Raw genomic sequence first — 12,885 nt, forward strand, 5'->3', positions numbered from 1 at the left:
TTAATTCACGGTAAAAAATAAGCCCATATAGTTTATCTAACTTTCGAAGCGCTCCATTTTGCTTCTTACTCAATTTTTAATTTATGGGTGAATACGATGTTGAAGAGAAACTTACTATCTGTAGCGATATTGGCTGGCCTAACAGGTTGTGCAGTAACGCAAGCACCAGAACAAAAAGTAGTGAATGCACTGGCTGATAATCTTGATGTTCAGTACGAAATTCTAACTAATCATGGTGCGAATGAAGGCTTGGCTTGTCAGGACCTAGGTGCTGAATGGGCGTCATGTAATAAAGTGAACATGACGCTAACCAATGAAGGTGAAGCGATTGACTCTAAAGATTGGAGCATCTACTTCCACAGTATTCGTCTTATTTTAGATGTTGATAATGAGCAATTTAAGATCACTCGCGTTACTGGTGACCTTCACAAGCTAGAACCTACTGAAAAATTTGACGGCTTTGCGGCTGGTGAAGAAGTGGTTCTTCCGTTAACGAGTGAATACTGGCAACTGTTTGAAACTGACTTTATGCCAGGTGCATTCGTGACGGCGCCAAACGCAGAACCTAAGATGATTGCATCATTGAATACAGAAGATGTTGCATCGTTCGTAACTGGTCTAGAGGGTAATAACCTTAAGCGTACGCCTGATGATAATAACGTAATGGCGACAGCGGTGACGCGTTTTGAAAAGAATGCTGATCTAGCAACGCAAGACGTATCAACTACTTTACTACCAACGCCAATGTCGGTAGAAGCCGGTGAAGGTTCAGTTAGCATTGCTGGTGGTATTGCCCTACCTAAAGACGCATTCGACGCTGAGCAATTCGCAGCAATTGAAGAACGTGCAGATGTGGTAAACGTAGATGTGAGTGGCGACCTACCTGTGAGTGTCGCTGTTGTTCCTACTCAGTTTACGGGTGATTTAGCGAAATCTGGCGCTTATGAACTAAGCATCTCGGAAGAGGGGATTGCAATTAAAGCGTTTGATAAAACGGGTGCTTTCTACGCAGTTCAGTCTATTTTTGGCCTAATAGATAGTCAGAACGCTGAATCATTACCACAACTGTCAATTAAAGATGCGCCGCGCTTTGATTATCGTGGTGTGATGGTGGACGTTGCTCGAAACTTCCACTCAAAAGATGCCATCCTAGCAACGCTAGATCAAATGGCGGCATACAAGATGAATAAACTGCACCTTCACCTAACGGATGATGAAGGTTGGCGTTTAGAAATTCCAGGTTTACCAGAGCTAACGGATGTAGGGTCTAATCGTTGTTTTGATTTGGATGAACAAAGCTGCTTACTGCCTCAGCTAGGTTCTGGTCCAACAACAGACAACTTTGGCTCTGGTTTCTTTAGTAAAGCGGATTACGTCGAGATCCTAAGCTACGCTAAAGCGCGCAGCATCGAAGTTATCCCTGAAATTGATATGCCAGCACACGCTCGTTCAGCTGTGGTATCAATGGAAGCGCGTTACACTCGTCTCATGGCGGAAGGCAAAGAAGCAGAAGCGAACGAATACCGCTTGATGGATCCGCAAGATACATCGAATGTAACCACGGTTCAGTTCTACGATAAGCAAAGCTTCATTAACCCATGTATGGAGTCATCAACTCACTTCGTCGATAAAGTAATCTCTGAAGTGGCGGCAATGCACCAAGAAGCGGGCGTACCGCTAACGACTTGGCACTTCGGCGGCGATGAAGCGAAAAACATCAAGTTAGGCGCAGGCTTACAAGATATTAATGCAGAAGATAAAGTGGCTTGGAAAGGCAACATCGATTTGTCTAAGCAAGATAAGCCGTTCCAACAATCACCACAATGTCAGTCATTGATCGCTGATGGTACTGTAAGCGATTTCGGTCATCTACCAAGCCACTTCGCAGAACAGGTTTCTAAGATTGTTGCTGAGAAGGGTATTCCCCACTTCCAAGCATGGCAAGATGGTCTGAAATACAGCGAAGGCGAGGAAGCATTTGCGACCGAAAGTACACGCGTGAACTTCTGGGACGTTCTTTACTGGGGCGGAACTTCATCAGTATACGATTGGTCAGCAAAAGGGTATGACGTGATTGTCTCTAACCCAGACTACGTATACATGGATATGCCATACGAAGTTGATGCAGCTGAGCGTGGTTACTACTGGGCAACACGTGCAACCGATACTCGTAAGATGTTTGGCTTCGCACCAGAAAACATGCCACAAAACGCAGAAACATCATTAGACCGTGATGGCAATGGTTTTACTGGTAAAGGTGAGGTTGAAGCGAAACCTTTCTACGGTCTGTCAGCTCAACTTTGGTCTGAAACAGTACGTACTGACGAGCAATATGAATACATGGTGTTCCCTCGCGTATTGGCAGCAGCAGAGCGCGCATGGCACCGAGCAGATTGGGAAAACGACTACAAGGTTGGTGTTGAATACTCTCAAGAAACTAACTTAGTGAATAAGCAAGCGTTGAACAGCGACTTTAATCGCTTCGCGAATATTCTTGGTCAACGTGAGCTAGCTAAGCTAGAAAAAGCGGGTATTGATTACCGACTACCAGTTCCAGGTGCGAAGGTTGTTGACGGTAAGCTAGCGATGAACGTTCAATTCCCAGGTGTAGAGCTGCAATACTCTGCTGATGGCGAAAACTGGCTAACATACGATGAGCAACAACGTCCATCAGTTTCTGGTGAGACTTACATCCGCTCTATTTCAGAAAGTGGTGAGAAAGTAAGTCGAGTGACCTCAGTTAAATAATCGATAAGCACTATTAGTAGAAGAGCTCCTGACCTTTATCTTATTCAAGATAAAACGGGAGCTCTTTTTGTTTACTGCGAATTAGGTGCATATCCAAAACTGAAACATATAGAAATCGCCTTTGGTCATATCATCAACAATGCACATAAGGTGACTTTAATCCCAAAAGTGACGCGCTTCTCATTATTCTCTTCAAAAAATAAGCCCCCTGTAAAAAACTCTAAATCAGATGTGATTCAACTATCTAGATCTAATTTTTCTTCGTGAAATAACGTGATCCCGATCTGTATATTTTTCCATCTTAAGTTTTTTATCAATTTTTATGTTTTTAAGTTGTTGATTTTAAAGTTTTAAATAACTTGTCTTTTTTTGATAGTGAGAGGGATCACTCTGCTGTCCCTTTTATTTTTAAACGCGAATTAATTCGAGCAACATAGATTTCATGCCAGGGAGGCTACCAACTACTCAAGCGGTGAAGGTGAATGATGTACCGAAGATGTGCCGCTGAAAAAATTAAACTAAGGCAGTTTACTATGAAAAAAATTATCGCTCTAAGTGCTCTTTCTCTTGCTTTCGCTTCTAGTGCTTTTGCTGGTTCTTCTTACGTAACGGGTAACATCCAAATTCATGACGATGGCCGTATCCACGGTTCTGACATGACTTCTACGCTAGAAGCTGGTCACACGTTTGACAACTCTCTAGGCGGCTTCACGGTTTATTCTGAGTTTGATGGTATCCAACTGGGCAAACTTGAATCTGAAAATGGCGGTGCAGGTAATACTACTCCAGGCATCACTGTAGGTGGTGAGCAATCTTTCAACATCACTGACAACCTATGGGTTGCTGCGGGTTACCAACACCTATTCTCTGCAGGCGAAAGCATTCAGTTCCGTCCACTAGTTAAGATCGGTTACAACTTCGACAACGGCATCTCTATTAGTAACCGTACTCGTGCACACATCGATGATACTTCAGCTAATGCTGACACAGACTACCGCATGGATAACCGCATTGCTTACACAGTGAATGCTGACCTAGCGCTTAGCTACAACAACGTATACATGATTGATGCTGAAGCGATGGACCACGAGTTACGTGCAACATGGACTCGTCAAGGTGTTCAACCTTACTTTGAATTCCGTAGCCAAGCTAACGGTGTAGATTTCGCAAACGGCGATTCTAAGCAGAACAACGCATTCGTATTCGGTGCTTCTTACGGCTTCTAAGCTGATTCGCTTGGTTGCTTAGTCTATTAGATTATTAGCCGAGTGAGCTTCTTCGCTAAATAGCTTTTTGCTAAATAGCTTGCTAGCTAATTAGCGAGGGGAACATAGCGGTACTAACAGCCCGGTTGGTGCCGCGACAAGATTTGCTTTACTGTCCAAAAGCAAAGAGCCTAGCAAGTAAACCACAGTCTTGGGTTTACTGAATGCTAGGCTCTATTTTTATGACTTCTTTTTATTGCTGTGTGTTGGTCTGTTTAGGTTCTATTTCCCGTTGTAGTGACGGTATTCAAACACCTGACCTTTTTCATTAAACGCATACACAGAATACTCGTCTTTCTTATCGCCATATTCCATGCCTGGCGAACCCATTGGCATACCCGGAACCGCTAAACCAATCGCATTACGTGGTGGGTTTTCTAGAAAGGCTTTAATGTCATCTGCTGGAATGTGTCCTTCAAATACGTATCCGTCGATCTCTGCAGTGTGGCAAGAGGCTAGCTCTTGTGTTATCCCTAGTTTCTGCTTGATTGGGTTCATATCATCGTGGAGCTTCTCAGTAACATCGAACCCAGCATCTCGCATATGTTCAGTCCATTCTGTGCAGCAGCCGCAGTATGGAGATTTGTGGTTTAGAACATCAGTAGCTAAAGCTTGTCCTGAGATTGCAGCGAGTGCAGTAAGAGTCATAATTTTACGAATCATGGTTAACCTCATGAATATGGTTTTTATTAATATTAGAATGAGTTGGTTTGAACAATCTCAGCCTGTTGGCATTGCTTACTACAGTAATTGACGACATCGCCATCGCTGCCCCTGCAACTACTGGACTAAGCAGAAATCCGAAAAATGGGTAAAGCACACCGGCCGCGATAGGAATACCAAGCGAGTTGTAGATGAAGGCACCAAATAGGTTTTGCTTCATATTTCTCACGGTCGCTTGAGATAGCTCGATCGCGTTGCTTACTGATAATGGCGATGAGTTGAGTAGCGTCATTTGCGCACTTTCAATCGCGACATCACTGCCACTGCCCATTGCTATGCCTATATCTGCTTGAGCAAGTGCAGGCGCGTCGTTAATACCGTCTCCGACCATGGCAACACTCTTATATTGCTGTTGCAGCTGAACAATGTGTTGAGCTTTCTGCTCTGGAAGCACTTCTGAAATCACTTCGTCGATACCGACGTTTTTACCTATCGCTTGAGCTACAGAGTCGTTGTCGCCCGTTAATAGCACAGTGTGAATTCCGGCGGATTTTAGTTGAGCAATGGCTTGTGTGCTATCTATTTTTAATGCGTCTGAAATGCCTAATATGCCTACCAGTTTTTGGTCGATGACTACGAAGATTGGCGTCCATGCTTGTGTACGGCAAAGTTCGATAAAGTCACGGCCTATTTGAGTATCAATACCAAGTTGGGTTAGGTATTTAAGAGAGCCGACTTGGACGTGTTTTCCGTTAATGTTGGCTTGTACTCCAAGGCCTCGGCGGTTTTCAAAGTCGCTGTGTGGGAGTGCTGAAACTTCTAGGTTTTCGGCATACTGACAAACGGCTTTGGCAAGTGGGTGTTCTGAACCGACTTCAACCGAATAGGCGTAAGCCAGCAGTTCTTGTTCTGATAGGTTGTGATAAAACGCCTGCTGAACGCTTGGTTTGCCTTGGGTTAGAGTGCCTGTTTTATCAAACACGACAGCATCGATTTTGCTGGCTGATTGCAACACATCGGCGTCTTTGATTAGAACACCAAGCTCAGCGGCTTTACCTACGCCGACGGTAATAGAAAGCGGAGTCGCTAGGCCTAAGGCACACGGACAAGCGATGATCAGCACGGTAGTCGATACCACAAGCATATAACTTGCACTTGGTTGTGGGCCAACAAAAAACCAAACTAGGGCGGCAACAGCTGCGATCGCGACCACAACGGGTACGAACACGGCAGAAATAGAGTCGGCTAGTTTCGCAATCGCAGGTTTGCTGCTTTGTGCTTGGCGAACCATTTGAATGATGCGTGCCAACATAGTGCTTGAGCCAATTCCCGTCGCTTCAATGATCAGGCTGCCATCACCATTAATGGTTCCTGCTGAAACGCCATCATTAATCGATTTAACGTTGGGCAGTGGTTCGCCAGTCAGCATCGATTCATCGATATAAGATTCACCCGAAACCACGACACCATCGACAGGGACTTTTTCTCCGGGTTTTACTCGTACCTGCATGCCTACCTGAATCGCTTCTACTGCGATGGTTTGTTCTTTGCCATCGACAATAACCACCGCTTTTTGAGGCTGTAAGTTAATCAATGCCTGTAAAGATTTTGTGGTACGCGCTTTGGCTTTGGCTTCGATGTAATGACCCAAAGAAATTAAGCCAACGATCATTGCGCTTGCTTCAAAGTAGACATGGCGAGATGGTTCTGGAAACCATGATGGAATCAGCACAACCAACATTGAATAGAACCATGCTGCGCCTGTACCTAGAGCGACTAAGGTATCCATGGTCGCGCGCTTATACATGAGAGACTGCCAAGCATTGGTGAAGAAGCTACGACCTGAGGTAGCAAGCAGTATCAAACAAACGACACCAACCAAGCCCCAAGCCAGTTGATCGTTAAATGTGGCAATGGTCATGCTGCCGCCGAACAGACCCCATGCCATCAGCGGCGCACCGATTACCAACGCGCTTACTGAGTTTCTAAGGAAGGCTTGTTGAGTACGAAGTTGCTGTTCTTGTTGTTTTTGCTGTTGAGTCGCTGCATCGTCGACAAACTCAGCGCCATAACCAGCAGCTTTCACCGATTCTATTAGAGCGTTTTCAATGATGTCTCTTGTTTGAGAGGTGAAAACCAAGGCAGTTTGTTCGGCAAGGTTGATCTGAGCTTGGTCGACAAACTCATTCTTTTTCAGTGCTTTCTCTACCGAAGAGACACAACTCGCACAAGTCATCCCCTCAAGAACAAGGTGATAGGTATATTGGCTAGCTGCGGTTTTATCTTCACTCTTTTTATCTGCTTGTTCGTCTTCTAAATCTGAACTCGATGAAAGGTCATTCGTTTCTGAGTAGGGAGCTGCGTGGTAACCCAGGCTTTCGACCAGCTTAATCACCTCAGACTCAGAAAGCAGAGTAACCAGTGATAATTCCTGTTTGCTGACTTCTAGGTTTAAGGCTTGCTCAGTTTGTTCAAGCGCTTTAGTCAGTTTGCTCACACACTTGCCGCAACTCAGACCGGATAGCGAAAGGTGCAGCTGATTACCCATAGAATAGCCAAGCGTTGCTAACTGTTCGTTGAGCTGAATGTAACTAAATGGAGTCGAAATATCGATGTAGGTCGGCGATATGTCATTAATCATCGTGCTGTCGAGATCGCTAAACAGTGTGCGAACTTTCTTCGCGCAACCCATGCAATTTAGGCCGTTGAGCGCCGTTGTGTAGTAGTTCATATCGATACTCCAATTCTCATCTACGCCTAACATAAACCTTCCCGTAAGGGTAAGGTCAAACATAAATTCAAGAATTTGATCTTAGTGGTGCATTAGCTGGTGGATTCAATTTGGGAATGAGAGAGGGGAATAAAGAATGTGCGACTATAACCTACAGGCTAATACCATCGATTTGCTACTTTGAAGACGTAATTGGCCTTTCAATAACAGCTTTCGTACAACAACAGTGCATTAATCATTCACTACTGATTGTAGATTTAAGCGGTGGTGATAAAATAGCGCCCAAAATTTAGTGATATTTTTCTGTTACAGGCTTTGTAATGGCGAGCACTAAAAGAATCACCTACATAATCAAGGTATTTAAATGACGGTTAAAACTCGTTTTGCTCCTAGCCCAACTGGCTATCTTCACGTTGGTGGTGCACGTACTGCACTTTACTCTTGGCTATTCGCTAAAAACCAAGGCGGTGAATTCGTTCTACGTATCGAAGACACAGACCTTGAGCGTAACTCTCAAGAAGCGGTTGATGCAATTCTAGAAGGCATGCAATGGATGGGTATGGAATGGGATGAAGGTCCTTACTACCAATCTAAGCGTTTTGACCGTTACAACGAAATGGTTGATAAGCTACTTGCTGAAGACAAAGCATTCAAATGCTACGCGTCTAAAGAACTGCTTGATGAAATTCGTGCAGAGCAAGAAGAAAACAAAGAGATGGCTCGTTACGATGCTAACCACCCTAAAATTGTTGCAGCAAACGAAGCAGCAAAAGAAGGTGATGCATGCGTTATCCGTTTCCGTAACCCTAAAGAAGGCAGCGTAGTATTTGATGACCAAATCCGTGGTCGCATTGAAATCGCGAACAGCCAACTTGATGACCTAATCATTCGTCGTACAGACGGTGCACCAACATACAACTTCGTAGTTGTAGTGGATGACTGGGATATGGGTATTACACACGTTGTTCGTGGTGAAGACCACATCAACAACACACCTCGTCAAATCAACATCTATGAAGCACTAGGCGCGCCAGTTCCAACTTTCGCTCACTGTGCAATGATTCTTGGTGATGACGGTGCGAAACTTTCTAAGCGTCACGGTGCTGTTTCTGTAATGCAATACCGCGACGAAGGTTACCTACCAAATGCACTAAACAACTACCTAGTTCGTTTAGGCTGGTCTCACGGTGACCAAGAGATCTTCTCTCAAGAAGAGATGATTGAATTCTTCAGCCTGAAGGCTATCAGCAAGTCTGCTTCTGCATTCAACACTGATAAGCTACTTTGGTTGAACAACCACTACATCAAGACTTCTGAGCCTGAGTACGTTGCTAAATACCTGCAATGGCACCTAGACGCACAGAAGATCGATACAACAAATGGCCCAGCTATCACTGAAGTGATCAAGCTAGTTGGCGAGCGTTGTAACACGCTTATCGAACTTGCTGAGCAATCTCGTTACTTCTACGAAGATTTCTCTGAGTTTGAAGCTGGTGCAGCGAAGAAGCACCTACGTGGTGTTGCTAAAGGCCCACTAGAGCTTGCTCTTGCTAAGGTTGAAGCACTTGAAGATTTCACTACTGCAAACATCAAAGGTGGTGTAATTGCAGCTGTATGTGAAGAGCTAGAGATCGGCATGGGTAAAATCGGTATGCCACTTCGCGTAGCAGTAACAGGCGGCGGTCAGTCTCCTTCTGTTGATGCAGTGATGGAGCTTGTTGGTAAAGAGCGCGTAATCGCTCGTATCAAGATGGCTCTTGAGTTCATCGCTGAGCGTGAAGCTAACGCTTAATTTGAGCGATTGATAGAATCAAAAAAGGGTCAGTAACTTGGTTACTGGCCCTTTTTATTTACTTAGCGTTTTATGTAGCTAAGCTTAGACTTTCTTGAAGATGATAGAGGTGTTGATTCCACCAAAAGCAAAGTTGTTGCTCATCAAGTATTCAACATCCAATTCGCGACCTGAGCCCGTGATGTAATCGAGCTTGCCGCACTGTTCATCGACATTCTTAAGGTTTAGGGTTGGGCTGAACCAACCGCTATGCATCATCTCTAGGCTGAGCCACGCTTCAATTGCACCACACGCACCAAGCGTATGGCCAAAGTAACTCTTAAGAGAGCTGATTGGTACTTCACCAAAGATATTCGCTGTCGCGTTACTCTCTGCAATATCACCTTTTTCAGTCGCAGTACCGTGCGCAGAAACATAGCCAATCTTCTCAACTGGAAGTTGTGCGTCTCTCAATGCTTTCTCCATACAGATTTGCATGGTTTCCATCTGAGGTTGAGTCACATGAGCCGCATCACAGTTGCTCGCAAAACCTATGATTTCTGCGTAGATCTTTGCGCCACGAGCAACAGCATGTTCGTACTCTTCAAGGATCAGGGTTCCAGCGCCTTCGCCGATAACCAAGCCATCACGCTCGCTGTCGTATGGGCTAGGGGATTTCTTGGGTGTGTCGTTTTTTAAACTGGTAGCGAAAAGGGTATCGAAAACGGCAGACTCAGTTGGGCATAACTCTTCACCACCACCGGCAACCATTACGGTTTGGTAACCATGCTTGATCGCTTCATAGGCGTAACCAATGGCTTGGCTTCCTGAAGTACAGGCGCTGCTGGTGGGAATCACGCGGCCACGCAGACCAAAGAACAGACCTACGTTTACCGCGGCTGTGTGTGGCATCATTTGAACGTAAGTGGTTGCTGTGATTGCTCGTGTCGACTTCTCGTTCAGCATTACTCCGAAAGCACCAACCGCATCGGTACTGCCAGTTGAAGAGCCGTAAGCGATACCAGTTTCGCCATTGGTCAATACATCGTGACCAATTAAGCCGGCTTGCTCCAATGCATTCTCAGTCGCAACGGTAGCTAGGCGTGATACACGGCCCATGCCACGCACTTGCTTACGCTTGTAGTGTTTAGGCAGTTGGAAGTCATCAATAGGCGCGGCAAGTTTTGTGTTGAGACCATCATATTGCTCGAAGCTTGGCATATATTGAGTCGCATTTTCACAGGCCTTTAGCTTAGGCTCTATCTGTTGCCAGTCGTTACCAAAAGCAGTAACACCAGACATTCCAGTTACAACAACGCGGCGGGTCATACTAAGCCTCCATTTACTGAAATCACTTGGCGAGTTACGTAGCCTGCAATATCAGACATTAGGTAGCTGACTAGGCCGGCTACTTCTTCCGGCTCACCCATACGGCGCAGTGGTACTTGAGGAAGTGCATGATCTTTCACGTGCTCGTCAACCATACCTGTGTCAATTAAGCCAGGAGCGACACAGTTTACCGTGATCTTGCGTTTTGCGAGTTCTAGAGCAAGAGACTTAGTTGCGCCAATCACCCCCGCTTTTGCTGCAGCATAGTTAGTTTGACCACGGTTACCCATAATGCCGGATACCGACGCTAGAGTGACGATACGGCCACCTTTACGCTTTTGAACCATAGGCATTACACAAGGGTGAAGTACGTTGTAGAAGCTATCTAGGTTGGTATGGATCACACCATCCCACTCTTCTTCCGTCATCGCGGGGAATGCAGTGTCACGAGTAATGCCCGCGTTGTTCACTACACCATAGTAAGCACCATGTTCAGCGATATCAGACTCAAGCTTTTCGCGACACTCGCTTCGTTTGCTGATATCAAATTGAATAAGACGTCCAGCGCCACCCAGTTCGGTGATCGACTTTAGCGTCTCTTCAGCACCTTGCTTGTCACCCATGTAATGAACGGCGATTTCAAACCCGTCTTTCGCGAGTTGAATAGCGATCGCTTTACCAATACCTTTACTGGCACCAGTGACTAAAACCTGACGGCTCATGATGGGCTCCTAGTTTTCATTTCTTGTAATTTTTGTTCGGTCGGCACGTAGACGTTGAGTTGGCATTGAGCCACTAACTCACCTCGGTCTTCGACTCTTGCGGTAAACACAGCCATACCGCTGTCTTCCATCATCTGTTCGGCGTAGATATCAAGGGTCTGACCTTGAGTAAACTCATCACACAGTGATTTATAGCGACGAGAGCCGAGTAAGAATCCGATTGGGGGCGTGGTGCCGTTTTTAAGTGCGTGATATCCAGACCATGCCGCTACAGACTGCGCCATAAACTCGATTCCAACATATGCTGGTACCGTTTGAGATTCGGCGTCAAAGAACAGATTATGGTCACCAATATCGACCTGACAGTGGGTCGACAACGCCTCTACGCTGATAGCACGATCGATTAATATCATCGGATCATCGTGAGGGAGAAGTTGGTCTACAGAAGGGATATCAGTCATTTACTACACCAAAAATCAGGCTAATGTTGTTGCCACCAAAAGCAAACGAGTTGCTTAAGATGTTCTTTGCTTTAAGTTTCTGTGAACAGTTTACCAAATCAATCTCAATATCTTCAGCTTTATCCTGACATTTTTGTAAGGGAAGCGGTAAGTCATATTTCAAAATATGCCACGCAATTGCAGCCTCAATCGCACTTGCTGCGCCTAGAGTATGCCCGGTCAGCGGTTTGGTAGAACTGACGGGAACCTTGTTTGCAAAAATACGATGAATGGCTTTACTTTCCATCGAGTCATTGAGTGGCGTTGCTGTACCATGTGCATTGATATAACCAATGTCTTCTGCGTTTAACTGTGCAGAATGTAACGCTTTTTTCATTGCTTGTTCAGCACCATTGCCTTCAGGGTGAGGCGCTGAAATGTGGTGTGCATCAGAGCTATCACCACAGCCTAATAAGGCAATTTGAGGTGTGTTTTGAGTAGAATGAACACGCTTGATCTTGGTTTTACTGAGCAACATAAATGCGGCTGCTTCACCAATATTGATGCCATCTCGAGATTCGCTAAATGGCTTACAATGTTTGGTTGAAAGGGCTTCAAGACCATGGAAACCATTGAGTGTCAGCTTACACAAGGTATCCACGCCACCGACTAACACGGCATCAGACATGCCTGAATCTAACAAGCGCTGGGCGGTCAGAAACACGCGGCCGCTGGATGAGCAAGCCGTAGAGATGACGTAGTTTGGTCCTGTTAACGCGCAGTATTGGCTAATGAACTCAGAAGTGTCACCAAGCTCTTGTTTTGAGTAATGGTAATCTTCTGGAAACTCACCGTTTGTCAGTTTTTGTTTGAAGGCCGCTTCACCATCGGAGATACCAGAGGTGCTGGTGCCTATAACAACAGCAATACGGTCTGCGCCAAACTGTGCCTTGGCAAGTTCAATAGAATCTTTGATTTGGTTGAGAGCTGACAACGCCAGCTGATTGTTGCGAGTGGCATACTTCACGAGGGTGGATGGAACCTCTGGTAGCTCACCTGCGATTTTGCCAACGACAGTGTGTTTGCCGTCGTTCAGCATATCGCTCACTTCAACCATGTTTGGTTCACATTCGCCTTTTAGGCAGCTATGAATGTCAGTAATACTTGAGCCTAGCGCTGAGTGGAAACCACAGTCTTGGATATAAATAGGCATAGT

The 12,885-nt window shown here is 45.4% G+C and carries 9 protein-coding genes; 3 read left to right on the plus strand and 6 right to left on the minus strand.

The annotated features are described in order from the left end of the window. Positions 1-96: 96 nt before the first annotated feature. Both AB4623_RS16115 and AB4623_RS16120 read left to right on the plus strand, forming a co-directional pair. Positions 97-2,748 carry a beta-N-acetylhexosaminidase gene (locus AB4623_RS16115; RefSeq protein ID WP_102428622.1) on the plus strand — a complete coding sequence of 884 codons (2,652 nt, stop codon included), beginning with the start codon at positions 97-99 and terminating at the stop codon, positions 2,746-2,748. A 533-nt stretch (positions 2,749-3,281) separates the two neighbouring features. Further along, positions 3,282-3,974, plus strand: coding sequence for an oligogalacturonate-specific porin KdgM family protein (locus AB4623_RS16120; protein ID WP_017064150.1), 693 nt, complete (start codon positions 3,282-3,284; stop codon positions 3,972-3,974). 261 nt (positions 3,975-4,235) lie between these two features. Here the strand turns inward: AB4623_RS16120 and AB4623_RS16125 are convergent, their stop codons facing one another. After that, a complete protein-coding gene (locus tag AB4623_RS16125) occupies positions 4,236-4,676 on the minus strand; it encodes a DUF411 domain-containing protein (protein WP_017064149.1) in 441 nt (146 codons plus the stop codon). Beyond that, positions 4,666-7,470, minus strand: coding sequence for a heavy metal translocating P-type ATPase (locus tag AB4623_RS16130; protein WP_102428624.1), 2,805 nt, complete (start codon positions 7,468-7,470; stop codon positions 4,666-4,668). The genes AB4623_RS16125 and AB4623_RS16130 overlap by 11 nt, the downstream gene beginning before the upstream one ends. A 301-nt stretch (positions 7,471-7,771) precedes the next feature. On the opposite strand from AB4623_RS16130, the gene gltX reads away from it, so the two are divergent. Then, a complete protein-coding gene (gene gltX / locus AB4623_RS16135) occupies positions 7,772-9,199 on the plus strand; it encodes a glutamate--tRNA ligase (protein WP_372146856.1) in 1,428 nt (475 codons plus the stop codon). Between the two features lie 84 nt (positions 9,200-9,283). Here the strand turns inward: gltX and AB4623_RS16140 are convergent, their stop codons facing one another. The 4 genes from AB4623_RS16140 to AB4623_RS16155 are packed head-to-tail and all read right to left on the minus strand — an operon-like array spanning position 9,284 to position 12,882. Beyond that, positions 9,284-10,507, minus strand: a complete 1,224-nt coding sequence (locus AB4623_RS16140; protein ID WP_102428625.1) for a beta-ketoacyl-ACP synthase — start codon at positions 10,505-10,507, stop codon at positions 9,284-9,286. Then, positions 10,504-11,229: a 3-ketoacyl-ACP reductase FabG2 gene (locus tag AB4623_RS16145; protein ID WP_017062285.1), complete on the minus strand. Its 726-nt coding sequence runs from the start codon at positions 11,227-11,229 to the stop codon at positions 10,504-10,506. Before AB4623_RS16145 ends, AB4623_RS16140 begins: the two co-directional genes overlap by 4 nt. Then, complete coding sequence (locus AB4623_RS16150; protein ID WP_102428626.1) at positions 11,226-11,690, minus strand: hotdog family protein; 465 nt, start codon at positions 11,688-11,690, stop codon at positions 11,226-11,228. The genes AB4623_RS16145 and AB4623_RS16150 overlap by 4 nt, the downstream gene beginning before the upstream one ends. Further along, on the minus strand, positions 11,683-12,882 hold the full coding sequence (locus AB4623_RS16155) for a beta-ketoacyl-[acyl-carrier-protein] synthase family protein (RefSeq protein WP_102428627.1): 1,200 nt from the start codon (positions 12,880-12,882) through the stop codon (positions 11,683-11,685). The genes AB4623_RS16150 and AB4623_RS16155 overlap by 8 nt, the downstream gene beginning before the upstream one ends. Positions 12,883-12,885: the final 3 nt, after the last annotated feature.

This window comes from Vibrio sp. 10N.222.52.C12, from assembly GCF_041474215.1.
Taxonomy (GTDB): domain Bacteria; phylum Pseudomonadota; class Gammaproteobacteria; order Enterobacterales; family Vibrionaceae; genus Vibrio; species Vibrio crassostreae_C.